Genomic DNA, 18,890 nt, shown 5'->3' with positions numbered 1-18,890 from the left:
ACCGGTGCCCCCGCGCGGGGCCGCGCGGGGGCGCTGTCGGCGGGCGGCGTTAATCTGGCCGTATGACGGACGACGGGCGGCTGACGGCCACGGAGGCCGCCGTGCTCGCGTACGAAGGCCGCACCTGGCCCGGGCCCGGCGCCAAGGAGCGGGCGATACGGGAGGGGCTCGGACTGACCCCCGTCCGCTACTACCAGCTGCTCAACGCCTTGATGGACGATCCACGGGCGCTCGAACACGCACCGGGCACCGTCAACCGGCTCCGGCGGATCCGCGAGGCCCAGCGGGCCCGGCGGTAGGCGACTGTCCGCGAAGGGGTGGGCGCGTCCGGGCGTCGCCGGTAGGGTCGTCTGCATGGGGAGCCATCCGCACGACCTGCCGATGCCCGTGCCCGCCACCGCAGCCGGACGCGAGGGACTCGAAGCCCTCCTCCGCACACCGCGCAACGCCGTCGTCGCCCTCGACTTCGACGGCACCCTCGCCGAGATCGTCCCCGACCCGGACCAGGCCCGCGCGCACCCGGACGCCGTACCGGCGCTCGCCGCGCTCGCCCCGCGGGTCGAGGCCGTCGCCGTGGTCACCGGCCGCCCGGCCGGGGTCGCCGTCCGCTACGGCGGCTTCGCCGGAGTACCCGGTCTGGAACACCTCGTCGTCCTGGGCCACTACGGGGCCGAGCGCTGGGACGCCGTCACCGGCATCGTGCACGCCCCCGCCGAACACCCCGGAGTGGCCGCCGTACGGGCCGAGCTGCCGGGCTTCCTCGACGCCATCGGCGCGTGGCGCGGGACCTGGATCGAGGAGAAGGGCCGCGCGCTGGCCGTGCACACCCGGCGGGCCGAGGACCCGGAGGCGGCGTTCGCCGCCCTGCGGGAGCCCCTCGCGGAGCTCGCCGCCCGCCACGGGCTGATGGTCGAGCCCGGCCGGGCCGTGCTGGAGCTGCGTCCGCCGGGCATGGACAAGGGCGTCGCCCTGACGGAGTTCCTGGAGGAGCGGCAGGCCGGGGCCGTGCTCTACGCGGGGGACGACCTCGGGGACCTCGCGGCGTTCTCGGCGGTCGAGAAGCGCCGGGCCGACGGGCTGCCGGGGCTGCTGGTGTGCAGCGGCTCCGCGGAGGTCCCGGAACTCGCCGCACGCGCCGACCTCGTCCTCCCGGGCCCGGCCGCCGTGACGGCCTTCCTCGCGACCCTCGCCGGGGCCCTCCCCACCCCCTGACCCGCCGGGCCCGGGAGCCGCCCGTGCGGGCAGTACGGGACCAGGGGATCGGGGGGATCAGGGGACCAAGGGACCGGCGGATCAGGGGATCAGCGTCGCGAGGCCGGCGCAGATCAGGCGCACGCTGAGCAGGAACTTCTCGTCCTCCCCGTGGGCCGAGGCGGCGGCCACCGTCAGCGGGAAGCGTTCCAGCAGCGCGGCGACGTCCTCGGGCCCGACGGGCGCCTCCGGGGACTCGCTCTGCTCCTGGAGCACGAAGCCCGTGAGGTGGCTGAGCAGCGCGTCGGCCCCGACGGCGCAGTCCGCCTCCGGCACGCCGGCCGCGCGCAGGGTCTCCAGCAGCCGCTCCATCACCGACAGCGCCCCGGTGCTGAGCACCTTCGGGCTGTCGGCGAACATCACCGCGCCCCCGGCGTGGCGCCGGATGCCGTCGCGCAAGGTGAGGGCCTGGGCCTCCACCCGTTCCTGCCAGCCCGCGCCGGGATCCAGCGCGGCCAGTGCGGCGGTGCCGGCATCGTAGGCCTGCCGCGCCACCCGGTCCGCCATCAGCCGGACCAGGACGCCCTTGCTGGGCACGTGGTAGTAGAGGCTGCCCGCTTTCGCGTCGAGCCGCTGGGCCACGCGCCGCATGGACAGGCCGTGGTAGCCGGACTCGGCGAACTCCGCCATGCCCGCGTCGATGATGCGTTCCTTCGTCAGCTTCACGGGGACAGCCTACGCCCATTTTCTAACACTGTTTGAAAGTGCCCGTCCGGAGCGCTACTGTCATCCCACGACGACCGGAGGGGGGTGGCGGCGATGGGCGCGATCGTGTTCAACGCGACCACGGCGGCATTGATGGTGATGATGTTCAACGGGGGCCTCGACCTCCTGGGCCGGGACACCCTGCGCGGGCGCCGTACCCCCTGGGCGGCGGTGGCCCTGACCGCACTCGCCCTCGCCGGGGTCCTCACCCAGCTGTGCTGGTCCGGGGCCATGGACGCCGTCGACGACGACCCCGCGAAGAGCGGGTGGTGGCGGGTGGTCACCGCCGTGTTCATGCAGAACGGCGGCCTCCTCGGCGGCGCCTGGAACATCGCCACCCTCGCCGCCGTCGCCGCGCTGGCCGACTGGTTCTGGGGAGCGCCCCGCACCCTGGCCCTGTTCCTCGCCGGGATCCTCCTGCCGGAGCACCTCGACGCCCTGCTCGGCGTGGGCGGCCACCACAGCACCGACCCCCGCAACTTCGCCGGGAGCTCCGGCGCCACCTACTTCCTCGGTGCCACCCTCGCCGCCGCCCTCCTGCTCCGCGCCCTGCGCGCCCGCCGTGCGGACGCTGCGGGCGCCGGCCGCGCCAAGGAGCTGCTGCTCGCCGCCGGGGTGCCCGTCCTCGGCCTCGTCCTGTGGTTCGCCCAGGCCAACGGCCACGGCCTGGTCTCCTGCTACGGATTCCTCCTCGGAGCCCTCGCCCTGTGCCTCCCGGGCCCGCGGCCCGCGACCGCGCCCGCCCCCGCTCAGGCCCCGGCCAGCGCCGCCAGCTGAGCCTCGAACCAGGCCGCCGGGGGCAGCGCCGTGGCCGCCGCGGCCAGCCGCTTCGTCCGCTCCGCCCGCTCCGCCCGGGGCATGGACAGCGCCTCGTGCAGGGCCTCGGCCGTCGCGGTGACGTCGTACGGGTTCACCGTGATCGCGTCGCCCTTCAGCTCCTCGTGCGCCCCCGCCCCGGTCGACAGCACCAGCGCGCAGCCGTCCTCCGAGACCACCGGGATTTCCTTCGCGACCAGGTTCATGCCGTCCCGCACCGGGTTGACCAGCGCCACGTCCGCCATCCTGTACGCCGCCAGCGAGCGCGCGAAGTCGTCCTCGACCGACACCAGCACCGGCTGCCAGTCCGCCGTCCCGAACTCCTCGTTGATCTCCGCCGCCAGCTCCCGCACCGAGTCCGTGTACGCCCGGTACACCGCCAGGTCCTGCCGGGACGGGTACGCGGAGGCCAGGTGCACCACCCGCTCCCGCCACTCGGGGTGCGTGACGAGCAGCTCCCGGTAGGCCAGCAGCCCGCGCAGGATGTTCTTCGACAGCTCGGTGCGGTCCACGCGGACGATCGTCATGCGGCCCGCGACCTCCGCCCGCAGCGCGGCCAGCCTCTCGTCCACGACCGGCCGGTGCGCGAGCGCGCGCAGGTCGTCCGCGTCCACGCCGAGGGGGTACTGCCGGACTTCGGTGAACCGCTTCGGGCCGTAGCGCCCGTCGGCGACCGCCCTGCGGTGCCAGACCCCGCGCTCCGGGACCCCGCTGGGCAGGGACGACTCCGCGATGCCGGTCGCGTCGTCCGCGTTGGCCCCCGTGATGAAGTTCACCGACCAGCGCCAGGCGTGGAAGCCCAGCTGGTCCGCGCCGAGCATGCCCCACACCAGCTGGGAGCGGATGTCGTCCGGGAGCATGTCCATGAACTCGCGAGACGCCCACGGGGTGTGCGTGAAGTGCGCGATCCGCAGGTCGGGGCGCAGCTCGCGCAGCTGCCCCGGGACCAGGGCCAGGTGGTAGTCCTGCACCAGGACGCGCGCGCCCTCGGCGGCCTCCTCGGCCAGCGCCCGGGCGAAGGCCCGGTTGTAGGCGACGTACGCCTCCCAGTGCCGGCGGAACGCCGCGTCGAAGACCGGCTCGCGCGGGACGTCGTAGAGGTGGTGGTGGGTGAACCAGAGCACCGAATTGGCGATGCCGTTGTACGCGCCGTCGTACACGGCCGGGTCGATGTCCAGCATCCGCACCCCCGGCTCGGAGGTGCCCCGGCGCACCGCCTCCCGGTCGGCGCCGGAGAGGGCCGCGCAGATCCAGAGGGCCTCCGGCTGCTTCGCGAGGGCCGCCGACAGGCCGGAGACGAGCCCGCCCCCGCCGCGCCGGGCGCTGAGCGTGCCGTCGTCGGAGAGGACGTAGGAGAGCGGGCCGCGGTTCGCGGCGACGAGTACCTGAGAAGCCATGGGGCGAACCTAGCCCGGCCCGCCCCTGCTCAAACTCGTGTGCGGCACCGCTCCGGCGGCCGTCAAGCGACGCGGCGGCCCGCGTACTCCTTGATCTCCGCCATCGGCGGCCGCTCCTCGGTGTCCACCGGGAAGGTGCGCGGAACGAACCCGTCCGGCCCCCGCTCGAACTGGGTCAGCTCCGGCCGCACGAGGTGCGCGCGCGAGAGCCGGACCTGCGCCGTCCGGTAGATCGCGGCGGCCATCCGGCCCAGCGCCCGCCCGTCCTGGTGCCGGTGCAGCCGGACCCCGACGTCGACCTGGGCCAGCGCGTCCAGCCCGACCGTGTGCAGCGCGTCCACCAGCAGGCCCAGCTCGACGCCGTAGCCGACGGGGAAGGGGAGGCGCTCCAGCAGGGAGCGCCGTACGGCGTACTCGCCGCCGAGCGGCTGAACGAAGCCGGCCAGCTGCGGCCAGTGCAGGTTGAGCAGGGGGCGCGCGACCAGCTCGGTCACCCGGCCGCCCTGGCCGGGGGCGTCCGCGAGCGGGCGGTCGTACATGGCCTTGACGAACTGCACCTGCGGATCGGTCAGCAGCGGGCCGACGATCCCGGAGACGAAAGACGACGAGAAGTCCCGCAGGTCGGCGTCGACGAAGCAGACCACGTCACCGGTGGTGGCGAGCAGCGAACGCCACAGCACCTCGCCCTTGCCGGGCAGCGCGGGGATCCGCGGCAGGATCGCGTCCCGGTGCACGACCCGGGCACCGGCCTTGGCCGCGACCTCCGCCGTACGGTCGGTGGATCCGGAGTCGACCACCACCAGCTCGTCGACCAGGGGAGTGGGCAGGCCGTCGATCAGATCGCGCCGGATCACCTCCACGATCTCCCCGACCGTCGCCTCCTCGTCGAGCGCGGGCAGCACCACGCTGACCGTCGTCCCGGCCGCCCGTTTCCGGTCGAGCAGCTGGTCGAGCGGTCGGTCGGCGGCGGACCAGGAGCGGTCTGCCAGCCAGCGCTCCACCTCATCCAGCACCCTCAGCACTCCCTGGTTCCTCGGTGGCCCTCGGCGATATCGGCCGATATGCGATCCATCTCGCGGTTCGGACGGCTGTCTCAACCGCCCTGCCCTTCGGTTACAGTCTTGAACAACGCGACGGACCACGGCATGCCGGGGTCCCCGCGCACAAACGCACCGGCGCGCCTCAGAGCGCGTGTGCCGGTGCCATACCGCTCATCCAGAGGGGCAGAGGGACACGGCCCGTTGAAGCCCCGGCAACCCTCCAGTCGGTTCTCGCGATGCGTTTTCACACGCACCCCCGCGAGGTCCCCGGCTAGGGAAGGTGCCAATTCCGTCTCATGGCGAAGTGCGCCATGGGGAAGATGAGGAGAAAGGGCCTCGCCGTCATGGCTGCACAGACTGTCGCCACCTCTACCGACCTCGGTTCCGTCGATCTCGGACCCGCCACCGGCCTCTCCTGTCGCGAGTGCGGCACCCGCTTCGAGCTCGGCCCGATCTTCGCGTGCGTCGAGTGCTTCGGCCCGCTGGAAGTCGCCTACGACCTGCCGCTCGGCGACCCCGAGGCGCTGCGCGCCGCGATCGAGGCCGGCCCGAACAACATCTGGCGCTACGCCCCGCTGCTGCCCGTCCCCGCCGACGTGGCCTCCAAGCCCAGCCTGAACCCCGGCTTCACCAAGCTCGTGGACGCCCGGAACCTGGCCAAGGAGCTGGGCGTCACCGGCAAGCTGTACGTCAAGGACGACTCCGGCAACCCGACGCACTCCTTCAAGGACCGCGTCGTGGCCATCGCCGTCGAGGCGGCCCGCGCCTTCGGCTTCACCACCCTGTCCTGCTCCTCCACCGGCAACCTGGCCGGCGCCGTCGGTGCCGCGGCCGCCCGCGCCGGCTTCCGCTCCTGCGTGTTCATCCCGCACGACCTGGAGCAGGGCAAGGTCGTCATGGCCGGTGTCTACGGTGGCGACCTCGTCGGCATCGAGGGCAACTACGACGACGTCAACCGCTTCTGCTCCGAGCTCATCGGCGACCCGCTGGGCGAGGGCTGGGGCTTCGTCAACGTCAACCTCCGCCCGTACTACGGCGAGGGCTCCAAGACCCTGGCGTACGAGATCTGCGAGCAGCTCGGCTGGCGGCTGCCCGACCAGATCGTCATCCCGATCGCGTCCGGCTCCCAGCTGACGAAGATCGACAAGGGCCTGCAGGAGCTGATCAAGCTCGGCCTGGTCGAGGACAAGCCGTACAAGATCTTCGGCGCCCAGGCCGAGGGCTGCTCCCCGGTCTCCACCGCCTTCAAGGCCGGCCACGACGTGGTCCGCCCGCAGAAGCCGGACACCATCGCCAAGTCGCTGGCCATCGGCAACCCGGCGGACGGCCCGTACGTCCTGGACATCGCCCGCCGCACCGGTGGCTACGTCGAGGACGTCGACGACACCCAGGTCGTCGAGGCGATCAAGATCCTGGCGCAGACCGAGGGCATCTTCGCCGAGACCGCGGGCGGCGTGACCGTCGGCGTGACGAAGAAGCTCATCGAGAACGGGCAGCTCGACCCGGCGCTGACCACCGTGATCCTGAACACCGGTGACGGCCTCAAGACCCTGGAGGCGGTGGCCGCGGACAGCGGTCAGACCGCCACCATCCGCCCGAGCCTGGACGCGTTCCGCGCCGCCGGCCTGGCCTGACCCTTCCCACGACTCCCGGAAAGGCGGTAGCGCCATGAGCGTCAACGTCCGCATCCCCACCATCCTGCGCACCTACACCGGCGGCGTCGCCGAGGTCCCGGCCGAGGGCTCGACCCTGGCCGAGGTCATCGAGTCCCTGGAGAAGAACCACCCGGGCATCGCCGCGCGCGTCCTGGACGACCAGGGCAAGCTGCGCCGCTTCGTGAACGTCTACGTCAACGACGACGACGTGCGCTTCGAGGGCGGACTGCAGGCGGCGACGCCGGACGGCGCCGGCGTCTCGATCATTCCGGCCGTCGCGGGCGGCTGAGACCCCGAAAAGCAGAATTGCCCCCTCCGCTAATAAGCGGAGGGGGCAATTCTGCTTGATTGGGCGCGGTAGAGTTGGGGAAGTCCCCTCCGGTGCTCTTGCCCGCCGCATATGAGCCGGCCCCGTGAGGGTTGACATTGAGTCAACATGCGTGCGCCCTTTGGGGCTTTGGCGAAGATTGTCTGGCCCGAGTTGCCCGGCCATATGCCAAATTTTCACTCTATTTCTATGTTTCCGCGTGTCCAGAATTCTCGTCGGATTGACCTGTTGCAGACAGCAGCGGTGCGGATACATTCAGCCCCGGTCGAGGCGTTCCGGCGCAAGTTCTGACCCGGGACCGCGAAGTGCGGTACCGCGCAAGGGCCAGTAATAGGGGAGTTAGGCATGGCTCAGGGCACCGTCAAGTGGTTCAACGCGGAGAAGGGCTACGGCTTCATCGCGGTCGACGGTGGTGCGGATGTGTTCGTCCACTACAGCGCCATCCAGATGGACGGGTACCGCACCCTTGAAGAGGGTCAGCGGGTCGAGTTCGAGATCTCGCAGGGCCAGAAGGGTCCGCAGGCGGACATGGTCAAGCTCGCTGCTGCCGGCTGAGACCGAGCGCGATCGACCACCGACGCAACAGACGCACGAGGGGCCCACATCCCGGACACGGGATGCGGGCCCCTCGTGCGTCGCCCCGCGAACCAGGCCGGAAGCCGCCCGGCATTGCCCGAAGCCGCTTGCACTCGCGGGGGTCGAGTGCTAATCATTGGCGTTAGCACTCTCCCGGTGAGAGTGCTACTAAGACGAGGACCGGGTCGGTGAGGCCCGACGGGTCCGGCGGGAAGGAACCGCCGGCTCCGCAGGCCGTCCGTCGCGGGCGCGGGCGCGGTCCGGAGCAATCCACCCCTGTCCGGGAGGACCACTTCAGATGGCCAAGATCATTGCGTTCAACGAGGAGGCCCGGCGCGGTCTCGAGCGTGGCATGAACCAGCTCGCCGACGCCGTCAAGGTCACCCTTGGCCCCAAGGGTCGCAACGTCGTCCTTGAGAAGAAGTGGGGCGCCCCCACGATCACCAACGACGGTGTCTCCATCGCCAAGGAGATCGAGCTCGAGGACCCGTACGAGAAGATCGGCGCCGAGCTGGTCAAGGAAGTCGCCAAGAAGACGGACGACGTCGCCGGCGACGGTACGACCACCGCCACCGTCCTCGCCCAGGCCCTCGTCCGCGAGGGTCTGCGCAACGTGGCCGCGGGTGCCAACCCGATGGCCCTCAAGCGCGGTATCGAGAAGGCCGTCGAGGCCGTCTCCGCCGCCCTGCTCGCGCAGGCCAAGGACGTCGAGACCAAGGAGCAGATCGCTTCCACGGCCTCCATCTCCGCCGCCGACACCCAGATCGGCGAGCTCATCGCCGAGGCCATGGACAAGGTCGGCAAGGAAGGCGTCATCACCGTCGAGGAGTCGCAGACCTTCGGTCTGGAGCTTGAGCTCACCGAGGGCATGCGCTTCGACAAGGGCTACATCTCGGCCTACTTCGCGACCGACATGGAGCGTATGGAGGCGTCCCTGGACGACCCGTACATCCTGATCGTCAACTCCAAGATCGGCTCGGTCAAGGACCTGCTGCCGCTCCTGGAGAAGGTCATGCAGTCCGGCAAGCCGCTGCTGATCATCGCCGAGGACGTCGAGGGCGAGGCCCTGTCGACCCTGGTCGTCAACAAGATCCGCGGCACCTTCAAGTCCGTCGCCGTCAAGGCCCCGGGCTTCGGTGACCGCCGCAAGGCCATGCTCGGCGACATCGCCATCCTCACGGGCGGCACGGTCATCTCCGAGGAGGTCGGACTCAAGCTGGAGAACGCCGGTCTCGACCTGCTCGGCCGCGCCCGCAAGGTCGTCATCACCAAGGACGAGACCACCATCGTCGACGGTGCCGGTGACAGCGACCAGGTCCAGGGCCGCGTCAACCAGATCCGCGCCGAGATCGACAACTCCGACTCGGACTACGACCGCGAGAAGCTCCAGGAGCGCCTCGCGAAGCTGGCCGGCGGCGTGGCCGTCATCAAGGCCGGTGCCGCGACCGAGGTCGAGCTCAAGGAGCGCAAGCACCGCATCGAGGACGCCGTTCGCAACGCGAAGGCGGCCGTCGAGGAGGGCATCGTCGCCGGTGGTGGCGTGGCCCTGCTGCAGGCCTCCTCGGTCTTCGAGAAGCTGGAGCTCACCGGTGACGAGGCGACCGGCGCCAACGCCGTGAAGCTCGCGCTGGAGGCCCCGCTGAAGCAGATCGCCGTCAACGGTGGTCTCGAGGGTGGCGTCGTCGTGGAGAAGGTGCGCAACCTGGCCGTCGGCCACGGTCTGAACGCCGCCACCGGCGAGTACGTCGACATGATCGCCGAGGGCATCATCGACCCGGCGAAGGTCACGCGCTCCGCGCTGCAGAACGCCGCGTCGATCGCCGCGCTGTTCCTGACGACCGAGGCCGTCATCGCCGACAAGCCCGAGAAGGCCGGTGCCCCCGCGGGCGGCGGCATGCCGGGCGGTGACATGGACTTCTGATCGGCCCCCGGCTGATCGGCTGTTCTCGAACGAGGGCGGCACTCCCTGCGGGGGGTGCCGCCCTCGGGCGTTTCCCGGTGGCCTGGAAGCCGCTCGTGTCGATCGCGAAGCCGAACGGCCGGGGTACGGGCAGGGCCTCGCCGAAGGTCACCGTCCTACGGGAGCGGTATCCGGCGGGGAAGGATCCCGGAAGCAGGTGATCTCGGAGTCCTACATGGTGACGACCAGGTTCGAAGGCCGATTCGTCCGCCACGAAGAGGCCGGGTGCGTAGGCGCGCTCCGCTGCCGAGAAGCGGAAGAGGAAGGGCGCGGTCTCCGCGACGTGCCGGTCGGGTGCGTGGATCTGGAGCTGTTCCCGCAACGAACGCATGCCCCGTAGGTAACGCAGCCTGGACCACGGCGACACGATGATCTTCCCGCGGATGAGCTCGGCCTTGAAGCCGTCCGGCGTGTCCATCTCCTCGACCGTGCGCAGGAGCGTCTCGAACGTCTGCGGTGCCGCCCGCTGTATCGGCGTGGCCCGTTCGGTCATGGTCGTCACCGTTCTCCTCCGCGTGCGAGGCCGTGCACTGGGCGTCAGACACCCCCTAGTGGGGCGTGGCCGGGTCGCGCCCGGGTGTCGAGACGGGGCGCCGCCGATCGGGGGGCTTTGGTTGACTGGGGGTATGAGCGATCTCTTCGTGAAGATCTGCGGGCTCAAGACGGCCCGCGACGTCGACGTGGCCGTGGAGGCCGGGGCCGATGCCGTCGGGTTCGTGTTCGCGCCCGGCAGCCCCCGGACCATCGGGGCGGGCGCGGCGCGCGAGCTGGCCGCGCGGGTGCCCGCCGGGGTGCTCACCGTCGGGGTGTTCCGGGGGCAGTCCGTCGAGGAGGTGCGCCGGTTCACCGAGGAGAGCGGCGTACGCGGCGTGCAACTGCACGGGGACGAGCCGCCGGCGCACTACGAGGCGCTGCGCGCGCCCGGCCGGACCCTGCTGCGGGCCACGGCCGCGCGGGTGGAGCGCTGCGGCGAGTACGGGGAGGACCTGCTGCTGATCGACGCGCCCGACCCGGGGTCCGGCAAGCCCTGGAACTGGGGCTCGGCGGAGTTCGCGGCCCCCGAGGGCCGTTGGCTGCTGGCCGGCGGGCTGAACCCGGGCAACGTGCGCGATGCCGTGGCGGCGACCGGGGCCTGGGGCGTGGACGTCTCCAGCGGGGTCGAGGCGGAGCGCGGGGTGAAGTCCCCGGAGTTGGTCCGCGAATTCATCAGCGCAGTGCGATCGTATGATTACTCTGCGTGAGAATGCCAGTGTGAGTTGCCTCTGAGCGGGCACAACGCCTGTATGGAACCGGAAACGTTCGGATGGCTGCGGCGCCTGACGCGCCGCCTCGCTCCCGGAGGTGGAGGCGGAGGGCTGCCCGGGCTCGCCCCGCGCCGTGCCCCCGCCTTCACCGCCGACTTCACCTCGACCACCCAGTGGGTGGCCGGCCGCTCCTGGGCCTATCCAAACGGCGGCCCGGTCAACCCGGGCGACAACAAGCTCGACCACCTCGTCGCCGACCCCGCCTACAGCCGCGGCGGGACCTTCCTCGCGACCCTGCGCCCCGACGGGAACTGGGACACCGGACTGCTCACCACCGAGGGCAGCGACGAGGGGTTCATGGTCCGCACCGGCGACGTGCTGGAGGCACGCGTGCGGCTGCCCGCCGAGACGGGGGCCTGGCCCGCGATCTGGACCTGGCGCGACGGCGGCCAGGAGATCGACGTCTTCGAGTACCACCCGGACAACCCCGACCTGCTCGAACTCTCCAACCACGTCCGCGAGGCACACCGCTACTACCGCGACCCCGCCGTCCGGCCCGGAGCCTGGGTCGACCTGAAGGTCGAGTTCGGCAGGACCTCGGTCGTCTGGTGGGTCAACGGCACGCGCGTCTTCTCCGACCGCCGGGGCGTGGGGCGCAGCTGGCGCGCGTACCTCATCGTGAACCTGTCGGTGTCCGCCGGGCGGTACCACCCGGCGCCCGGCCCGGAGCTGACGCGGATGTCCTACGAGGTCTCGCAGCTGCAGGTGTACCGGGGCTGAAGAGGCGGGGAACGCGGACCCGTAGGGGCGTCCGGTGCCGGGACCCGGTGCGCGCGGGGACCACCGCGCCGGAGCGGGCCGTGACCTCGGCACAGGGTGCTCCGGGTCGCCCGTACGGGTGGATTCTTCAGGGCCGTGCGCGCGGGCGCGGACGGGGGGCGACGGCGGCGGATGATCGTTGCGGCAGTCGGTGCGGCGGGCCCGTGACGCGCGGCGCGGGCCTTCGGCCACGCGGAGGCGGGCGGCTCAAGCCGGCTCCGGGGGGCGACCCGATGAACCGGGGGCCGCCCCCCGGGAACTCCCGCCGGTGCCGGGCGCGGCCCACCCCGCCGATCCCGCGCACTCCTGGGGCCTGGACCGGATCGACCAGCGCCGCCTGCCGCTCGGCAACGACTTCAGTGCCAACACCAGCGGCCAGGGCGTGACGGCGTACGTCGTCGACAGCGGCATCGACTTCGGGCACCCCGACTTCGGGGGCCGTGCGGTGCGCGGCTTCGACGCGGTCGGCGACGGCCGCAACGGCGCGGACTGCGCCGGCCACGGCACGCACGTCGCCGGCACAGTGGGCGGCACGACCTTCGGGGTCGCGCGCAAGGTGAACCTGGTGAGCGTCCGCGTCCTGGGCTGTGACAACCGCGGAGCCTGGTCGGGGATCATCGCGGGCTTCGACTGGGTGGCGAACAACGCCCGGCAGCCCGCGGTCCTGAACGTCCGGGGCGGCGGCGCATGAACGCCGCCGCCCCGGCGCCCCTTCTACGCCGGCACCGGCTGCTTCTGCGGACCGGCGGCCGGTGTGTCCGCCGCCTGGTCCGGGTCGGTGTCGAGCTCGGCCAGCATCTGCCGGGTGAAGCCGAAGAAGTAGGTCGCGGCGAAGCCGACCAGATAGCCGACGGCGAGGCCGCCCGCGTAGACGGCGACGGTCGCGCCCATGCCCGCCGTGCCGTCCAGCAGCGGGAAGAGGGCCCACCCCGAGGGGCCGATCGCGGTGGAGCCGAAGCCGATGCCGAGCTGGTTGAAGAGGCCCACGAAGGCCCCGCCCGCCGCGCCGCCCACGCAGGCGGTGATGAAGGGGCGGCCCAGCGGCAGGGAGATCCCGTAGATCAGCGGCTCGCCGACGCCCAGGAAACCGGCCGGGAGCGCGGACTTGATGGTGGTGCGCAGCGAGCGGTTGCGCGGGAGCCGGCAGTAGACGGCGATGGCCGCGCCGACCTGGCCCGCGCCCGCCATGGCCAGGATGGGCAGGAGCACCGTGTAGCCGGTCTGCTCGATGAGGGTCGTGTGGATGGGGATCAGGGCCTGGTGCAGGCCCAGCATCACCAGGGGGAGGAAGAGCCCGCCCAGCACCAGCCCGGCGAAGGCGCCGCCGGTGGCCAGCAGCCAGGTGGCGAAGGTGCCGATGGCGTTGGAGACCGAGCCGGCGAGGAACATCAGGCCGAAGAGGGTGACCAGGCCGGAGACCAGCACCGTGAGGGTGGGTGTGACCAGCACGTCCAGGGCCTCGGGCACCCGCTTGCGGCACCACTTCTCCACCTGGACGGCGAGCAGCGCCGCCGCGAGCGCGCCGAGGACGCCGCCCTGGCCGGGGGAGAGGTGCTGGCCGAAGGCGTCGATCTTCGCGACCCCGGGGAAGACGATGATCGCGGCGACCGCGCCGCCGAGGACCGGGGTGCCGCCGAACTCCTTGGCGGTGTTGTGGCCGACGAACACCGCGATCAGGGACATGAAGCCGGAGGCGATCGCGGCGAGGGCGGGGACGAGCGCCGGGAACCAGCCGAGGTTGGTGAGCATGCCGTTCAGGCCCGCGATGATCCCGCAGCCGATGAGGGCGGGGATCAGCGGGACGAAGATGTTCGCGACGCGGCGCAGGAACAGTTTGAACGGGGTGGCGTTGCGGGCCTTCTGGGCGTCCTTCAGCGCCGTTCCCCGGTCGGCGAGTTCGGCCGAGGTGACGGAGGGGTGCGGGGCCGCGGCGGCTCCCGGGGCGGCCTCGGTGCGGGCCTCGGCGACCAGGGCCTCGAGCTCGGGGGTGACGCGGGCGACGGTTCCCGGCCCCAGCACGATCTGGTACGTGTCGTCCTCGACCACGCCCATGACCGCCGGGAGGGCCTTGAGTTCCTCGTGCCGGACGAGCGAACGGTCGCGCAGCGCGATGCGCAGGCGGGTCATGCAGTGTGCGATGGAGGTGATGTTGTCCGGGCCGCCGACCAGAGGAAGGATCGCGGCGGCTGTGGCGCGGTTCTTGTCAGTGGACATGGTGGTGGTTCGCCTTGCGTCGGGGGAGCGGGCAGGGTCCAGCGGTACGGGTGGGGTTCAGCGGGTCGCGGCGAGTGCGGCGCGCAGGTGGCCGCCGGAGGCGGTGAGCAGGGTGGCGGCGGTGGGGCCGTCGACTCCGCCGAGGATCACCAGGATGGCGTTCTTGACCTCGCCGTCCGTGGCGGTGAGGGCGGCCTCGATCTCCGCGTCGGGCGCGCCGGTGGCCAGGGCGACGATGCGGCGGGAGCGGGCGCGCAGCTTCTCGTTGGAGGCGCGCACGTCGACCATGAGGTTCCCGTACGTCTTGCCGAGGCGGATCATCGTGACGGTCGAGATCAGGTTCAGGACGAGCTTCTGGGCGGTGCCCGCCTTCAGCCGGGTGGACCCGGTGAGCAGCTCCGGGCCGACCACGACCTCGATCCCGTGCTCGGCGGCCGCGGCGAGGGCGGAGCCGGCGTTGCACGACAGCCCGACGGTGAGCGCGCCGCGGGAGCGGGCGAACTCGACGGCGCCGACCGCGTACGGGGTGCGGCCGGAGGCGGAGATGCCGATGACGCTGTCGTCGGCGGTCAGGCCGAGGGCGGTGAGGTCCGCGGCGGCCAGCTCCGCGGAGTCCTCGGCGCCCTCGACGGCCTTGACCATCGCGGTGGGGCCGCCCGCGATCAGGCCGACGACCTGCTCCGGATCGGTGTTGAAGGTGGGCGGGCACTCGCTGGCGTCCAGGACCCCGAGGCGGCCGGCGGTGCCCGCGCCCGCGTAGACCAGGCGCCCGCCACGGGCCATGCGCGCGGCGATCCCGTCGACGGCGGCGGCGATCTGGGGCAGCCGGCCGGCCACGGCGGCCGGGACGGTGGCGTCCTCGGCGTTCATGACGCGGGCGATCTCCAGGGTGGGGAGCCGGTCGATGTCGGCGAGTTCGGGGCGGAAGGCCTCGGTGGTCAGGCTGTCGAGCTGGGCGCGGAGGGCGGCGTACGCGGTCATGGGCGGGACTCCTGGCGGGTGGTACGGGGCGCGGTGGCGCGGTGGCGGGGGGCGAGGGCCTCGTAGGACGCGGCGAGCGCGGGCGCGGCCGTCTCGTAGGTGCGCTGCGCGACGCCGACGAACAGGCAGTCGACGACGAGGAGCTGGCTGGTCCGGCTCGACATGGCGGCCGGGCGCAGCCGGCTCTCGCGGGCGGCCGAGGTGGCCAGGACGAGGTCGGCGTAGTGGGTGACGGGGGAGGAGGGGCTGCCGGTGACGGCGATGGTGGTCGCGCCCCGTTCGAAGGCGTGGCGCAGCGGGTCGATGACGTCGCCCGTGCCGCCGGAGTGGGTGACGGCGACGGCCACGTCCCCGGGGCGGAGCTGGACGGAGTTGGTGACGGCGAGGTGGGGGTCGGGGTGGGCGTGCGCGATCAGGCCGATGCGCAGCAGCTTCTGCGCGAGGTCCTGGCCGACGAGGGCGGAGGCGCCGACGCCGTAGACGTCGATGCGGCGGGCGGTCGTGAGGGCGTCGACGGCGGCGGACAGCTGCGCCAGGTCGAGTGCGGCGGCGGTGTCGGCGAGGGTCTGCGCCTCCTCGTGGGCCAGCTTGGCGACGACGTCGGAGAGCGGGTCGTCGACGGCTATGCCGGCGGTGACGGCGGGGGCCTCGTCGGACTCCTGCCGGCCCGCGAGCGCGGCCAGCGCCAGGCGCAGGTCGCGGTAGCCGGGGTAGCCGAGGAGGCGGGCGGTGCGGACGACGGTGGCCTCGCTGGTGCCGGTGCGTTCGGCGAGGGCGGTGACGGTGAGCCGGGAGCACCCGGCGGGATCGGCGGCGACGGCTTCGGCGACGACCTGCGCGGACGGTGTCATGGACGCTCCGAGCCCGCGGATCCGGGCCCGCAGGGCGGCGGGGGTGGGCGCGGGCGCGGGGGCCGTTTCGGGGGCCGGATCGTTGGCCGGTGAGGGTGCCGGTGCGGAGGTGAAGGTTTCTTTCGCGTTCTGGCTCACCCTTGAAAGCTATTTTCGCGGGCTGTGGGCGTCAAGGTGCCATGGGGTCCCGGCGCGCCGGGACTTCGGACCCCCGGGAGAAGGGCCTTAGCCACTGGCCCGGTACGGGTCCACAATGGGCGCATGGACCACGCGACCCCCCTGGAACAGGCGCTGCATGTCGCCCGTGCACTTGTTCTCGCCGACCTCGCCGCCGGCGAGGTCGCCGATGCCGACGTCGTCTCCCTCGTCGAGGACTCGGTCACGCACCGCCGGTGGTGGGTGGAGCAGTGGCCCGAGGGGGTCGACTACCTTGCCGGACTCGTCGCGCAGGACGTGAAGGACGCGCTGCTGGAGAAGTACGGGCGCTGGCCGCTGTGCCCCGTGTGCGCGCACGGGGAGCCGCACGCGCTGGACGTGGAGCCGGAGCTGGGGCCCGATCCGCACTGGGTGTGCTCCGAGGCGGGCGTACGGGTGGCGGCGGTGGGCGGCCTCGGACCCGTCTTCCACCCGGGCCGGTGAGCCGCCCGTGACGGTGTACATCGACCCGCCGGTCTGGCCGGGGCACGGCCGCATGTGGTCGCACCTGGTCAGCGACGTCTCGTACGAGGAGCTGCACGCCTTCGCGGCGGGCATCGGGTGCCCGCCGCGGGCCTTCGAGCGGGACCACTACGACGTGCCCTCGCACCGGTACGCGGACGCGGTCGGGGCGGGGGCGGTGGAGATCGGCAGCAAGGAGCTGGTGCGCCGGCTCACGGATGCGGGGCTGCGGCGACCGAAGGGCCGCCCGGCCTGAGGCCGGGCCCCGGGCCCGGCGCCGTTACGGGCCGCGGGCCGGGACGGCCGGGGTCGGTCAGGCCCCGGCCGGCTGGGGCGCGGTGGCCGGGGTGGCGGTGCCCGAGGCGATCACCGTGCTGGCGGTGGGCGGCGTACGTCGGTCCAGGCGCAGGGCGATCACGGTGAGGGCGATCGCGGTGAGGGTCATGGCGGCGCCCGCCCAGGCGGGGCTCGCGAAGCCGTGTCCGGCGTCGATGACGGTGCCGCCGAGCCAGGGGCCGCCGGTGTTGCCGAGGTTGAACGCGGCGGTGGTGGTGGCTCCGGCGAGGGTGGGGGCGGCGCCCGCGACGTTGAACATGCGGGCGTTGAGGGCGGGGGCGGTGAAGAACGCCGAGACGCCGAGCAGGAACGACAGGGCGATCGCGGCCGCCGCGCTGGAGGCCAGGACCGTGAGCGCCGCGAGGAACACCGTGGAGGCGGTGATGCCCCAGATCATCACCCCGAACAGGTGCGCGTCGGCGATCCGCCCGCCGATGGTCGTGCCCACGAGCGCACCGACGCCGAAGAGGGCCAGGATCCACGGCACCCACGCCGCGTCCAGCCCGGCCACGTCGGTGAGCAGCGGCGACAGGTAGCTGAAGGCGCAGAAGACGCCGCCCGCGGCCAGCGCGGTGATGCCGATGGACAGCCACACCTGACGGTCGCGGTAGATGCGCAGCTCGCGGCCGAGGCGGGGCTTCTCGGCGGGCAGCGGGATCTTCGGGATCAGGGCCAGGATGCCGGCGAGGGCGATGGCGGAGGCCGCTCCGACCGACCAGAACGCGGCCCGCCAGCCGAACCGCTCGCCGAGGAAGGCGCCGGCCGGGACGCCGAGGACGTTGGCGATGGAGAGGCCGCCGATCATGACGGCCATGGCGCGAGCCCGCTGGTCCCGGTCCACCATGGCGATGGCGACGGCCGCGCCGACGGCCCAGAACCCGGCGCAGGCGAGGGCGGAGACCACGCGGGAGGCGAAGAGCAGCCCGTACGTGGGGGCCAGCGCGCCCGCGACCTGCCCGAGGCCGAAGAGGCTGATGAGGGCGACGAGGGTGGTGCGGCGCGGCAGGCGGAGGGTTGCGACGGCCAGCAGCGGGGCCCCGACGACCATGCCGATCGCGAACGCGGAGATCAGCAGTCCCGCCTGCGGGATCGTGACGTGCATGTCCTCGGCGATGGGCGGCAGCAGCCCGGACAGCATGAACTCGCTGGTCCCGAGGGCGAAGACGGACAGGCCGAGGACGTAGACGGCAACGGGCATGCGGGGGCGTACGGGGGCTGCGGGCATGTCAGTCACGAACCGTCGGGGCGGAGGGCGCATTCCCGGCCGGGCGGAGTGTGTCAGGTCGGGGGAGGCGCCGGGGGCCCGGCCGGGTCAGGTGAGCTGCCGGAGTTCCGCGGTGAGGTTGTCGCGGGCCGGGGCCTCCCAGTGCTCGGCGCCGTGGGGGGTGCGGAAGAGGCGGGGGAGGGCCAGCAGCTGGCGCAGTACGGCGGCGCGGCCGGTGCGGAAGGCCTCGTCGGGGACGAACGCGTACTCCTCGCGGACGGCGGCGGCGTACGCGGCGTAGGCCTCCGGGGCGCCGGCGAGGACGGCGAGGTCGGCGTCGCAGAGGACCTCGCCGTCGGTGTCGCCGGGGGCGGGGTCGTGGGTGACGGTGAGCCGGACCAGGCGGGCGACCTCGGCGGTGCGGGCGGGGTCCACGCCGAGTTCCGCGAGGGCGCGCTCGGCGAGGGCGGCGCTGCGTTCCTCGTTCTCGGAGCGGTCGGGGCGGTAGACGGCGTCGTGGAACCAGGCGGCGAGCTCGACGGCGCGGGGGTCGGCGGCGTGCGGGGCGAGTACGTCGACGCGGTCCAGTACGTGGGCCAGGTGTGCGGTGGTGTGGTACCGGCGGTGGGGCTCCGCCCAGGCGGCGAGGAGGCGGTCGGCGTAGGGGTCGGGGTCGTGGGCGGCTCCGGCGGCGGTGGCGGTGGCCCGCCAGCGGGCGCGCAGGGCGGTGGTGTCGGCGGCGGCGCCGCTGTGCGGGGTGGCTGCGTTCATGCGCACATTGTGGGGGTGGCGTGATAGCGCTGGTGGAGTGCGGTGGTGGGCCCGTACCCTGGATATTGGACTAGACCTATTTTCC

At 72.8% G+C, this 18,890-nt stretch carries 19 protein-coding genes, 1 pseudogene and 1 riboswitch; of the genes and pseudogenes, 12 read left to right on the top strand and 8 right to left on the bottom strand.

All coding sequences use genetic code 11. From position 1 onward, the window contains the following. Positions 1–62 precede the first annotated feature (62 nt). Complete coding sequence (locus OG295_RS15315) at positions 63–299, top strand: DUF3263 domain-containing protein (protein ID WP_030232458.1); 237 nt, start codon at positions 63–65, stop codon at positions 297–299. A 55-nt stretch (positions 300–354) separates the two neighbouring features. Then, positions 355–1,212 carry a trehalose-phosphatase gene (gene otsB / locus OG295_RS15310; RefSeq protein ID WP_371677392.1) on the top strand — a complete coding sequence of 286 codons (858 nt, stop codon included), beginning with the start codon at positions 355–357 and terminating at the stop codon, positions 1,210–1,212. Positions 1,213–1,293: 81 nt separating this feature from the next. On the opposite strand, the gene OG295_RS15305 is transcribed toward otsB, so the two are convergent. Continuing rightward, positions 1,294–1,917, bottom strand: coding sequence for a TetR/AcrR family transcriptional regulator (locus tag OG295_RS15305; protein WP_371677391.1), 624 nt, complete (start codon positions 1,915–1,917; stop codon positions 1,294–1,296). 93 nt (positions 1,918–2,010) lie between these two features. Here OG295_RS15305 and OG295_RS15300 point away from each other — a divergent pair, with 93 nt between their 5' ends. Then, complete coding sequence (locus OG295_RS15300) at positions 2,011–2,733, top strand: hypothetical protein (RefSeq protein WP_371677390.1); 723 nt, start codon at positions 2,011–2,013, stop codon at positions 2,731–2,733. Here OG295_RS15300 and OG295_RS15295 read toward each other — a convergent pair. Then, complete coding sequence (locus OG295_RS15295) at positions 2,706–4,169, bottom strand: trehalose-6-phosphate synthase (protein WP_371677389.1); 1,464 nt, start codon at positions 4,167–4,169, stop codon at positions 2,706–2,708. The genes OG295_RS15300 and OG295_RS15295 overlap by 28 nt on opposite strands. Before the next feature lie 62 nt (positions 4,170–4,231). Then, the gene (locus OG295_RS15290; protein ID WP_371677388.1) at positions 4,232–5,182 is read right to left on the bottom strand and encodes a glucosyl-3-phosphoglycerate synthase; all 951 of its coding nucleotides are present in this window, start codon (positions 5,180–5,182) and stop codon (positions 4,232–4,234) included. A gap of 195 nt (positions 5,183–5,377) precedes the next feature. Next, positions 5,378–5,536, top strand: a riboswitch (SAM riboswitch). 17 nt (positions 5,537–5,553) lie between these two features. On the opposite strand from OG295_RS15290, the gene thrC reads away from it, so the two are divergent. From thrC to OG295_RS15255, 7 genes and pseudogenes are all read left to right on the top strand, one after another. After that, a complete protein-coding gene (thrC, locus tag OG295_RS15285; RefSeq protein ID WP_371677387.1) occupies positions 5,554–6,843 on the top strand; it encodes a threonine synthase in 1,290 nt (429 codons plus the stop codon). A 34-nt stretch (positions 6,844–6,877) separates the two neighbouring features. Next, positions 6,878–7,153 carry a MoaD/ThiS family protein gene (locus OG295_RS15280; RefSeq protein ID WP_371677386.1) on the top strand — a complete coding sequence of 92 codons (276 nt, stop codon included), beginning with the start codon at positions 6,878–6,880 and terminating at the stop codon, positions 7,151–7,153. Between the two features lie 384 nt (positions 7,154–7,537). Continuing rightward, a complete protein-coding gene (locus tag OG295_RS15275; RefSeq protein WP_030232479.1) occupies positions 7,538–7,747 on the top strand; it encodes a cold-shock protein in 210 nt (69 codons plus the stop codon). Positions 7,748–8,066: 319 nt separating this feature from the next. Then, positions 8,067–9,689 carry a chaperonin GroEL gene (gene groL / locus OG295_RS15270; protein ID WP_266840732.1) on the top strand — a complete coding sequence of 541 codons (1,623 nt, stop codon included), beginning with the start codon at positions 8,067–8,069 and terminating at the stop codon, positions 9,687–9,689. A 665-nt stretch (positions 9,690–10,354) separates the two neighbouring features. Continuing rightward, positions 10,355–10,969, top strand: a complete 615-nt coding sequence (locus OG295_RS15265; protein WP_371677385.1) for a phosphoribosylanthranilate isomerase — start codon at positions 10,355–10,357, stop codon at positions 10,967–10,969. Positions 10,970–11,011: 42 nt separating this feature from the next. Further along, positions 11,012–11,752 (top strand): beta-glucanase, encoded by a 741-nt coding sequence (locus OG295_RS15260; RefSeq protein WP_371677384.1) that lies wholly within the window; start codon positions 11,012–11,014, stop codon positions 11,750–11,752. A 310-nt stretch (positions 11,753–12,062) separates the two neighbouring features. Beyond that, positions 12,063–12,476 (top strand): annotated as a pseudogene (locus OG295_RS15255) (S8 family serine peptidase); the annotation flags it as partial. 29 nt (positions 12,477–12,505) lie between these two features. Here OG295_RS15255 and OG295_RS15250 read toward each other — a convergent pair. From OG295_RS15250 to OG295_RS15240, 3 genes are read right to left on the bottom strand one after another with little or no spacing between them, the layout of a single operon-like run. Further along, positions 12,506–14,005, bottom strand: a complete 1,500-nt coding sequence (locus OG295_RS15250; RefSeq protein WP_371677383.1) for a PTS transporter subunit EIIC — start codon at positions 14,003–14,005, stop codon at positions 12,506–12,508. Between the two features lie 57 nt (positions 14,006–14,062). Continuing rightward, entirely contained in the window at positions 14,063–14,986 is a 924-nt protein-coding gene (gene murQ / locus OG295_RS15245) for an N-acetylmuramic acid 6-phosphate etherase (RefSeq protein ID WP_371677382.1), read from the bottom strand. Then, a complete protein-coding gene (locus OG295_RS15240) occupies positions 14,983–15,975 on the bottom strand; it encodes a MurR/RpiR family transcriptional regulator (protein ID WP_371677381.1) in 993 nt (330 codons plus the stop codon). The genes murQ and OG295_RS15240 overlap by 4 nt, the downstream gene beginning before the upstream one ends. Before the next feature lie 123 nt (positions 15,976–16,098). Between OG295_RS15240 and OG295_RS15235 the strand changes: the two genes are divergently transcribed. Together OG295_RS15235 and OG295_RS15230 are read left to right on the top strand one after the other, a co-directional pair. After that, positions 16,099–16,476 carry a hypothetical protein gene (locus OG295_RS15235; protein WP_030232504.1) on the top strand — a complete coding sequence of 126 codons (378 nt, stop codon included), beginning with the start codon at positions 16,099–16,101 and terminating at the stop codon, positions 16,474–16,476. A gap of 7 nt (positions 16,477–16,483) precedes the next feature. Next, positions 16,484–16,750: a DUF4031 domain-containing protein gene (locus OG295_RS15230; protein ID WP_030232506.1), complete on the top strand. Its 267-nt coding sequence runs from the start codon at positions 16,484–16,486 to the stop codon at positions 16,748–16,750. A gap of 57 nt (positions 16,751–16,807) precedes the next feature. On the opposite strand, the gene OG295_RS15225 is transcribed toward OG295_RS15230, so the two are convergent. After that, positions 16,808–18,028, bottom strand: a complete 1,221-nt coding sequence (locus OG295_RS15225; protein WP_371681200.1) for a Cmx/CmrA family chloramphenicol efflux MFS transporter — start codon at positions 18,026–18,028, stop codon at positions 16,808–16,810. 114 nt (positions 18,029–18,142) lie between these two features. Then, positions 18,143–18,805, bottom strand: coding sequence for a hypothetical protein (locus OG295_RS15220; RefSeq protein WP_371677380.1), 663 nt, complete (start codon positions 18,803–18,805; stop codon positions 18,143–18,145). Positions 18,806–18,890: the final 85 nt, after the last annotated feature.

It is taken from the genome of Streptomyces sp. NBC_01276, from assembly GCF_041435355.1.
Classification (GTDB): domain Bacteria; phylum Actinomycetota; class Actinomycetes; order Streptomycetales; family Streptomycetaceae; genus Streptomyces.
This window is presented reverse-complemented; position numbering and strand designations above follow the sequence as displayed.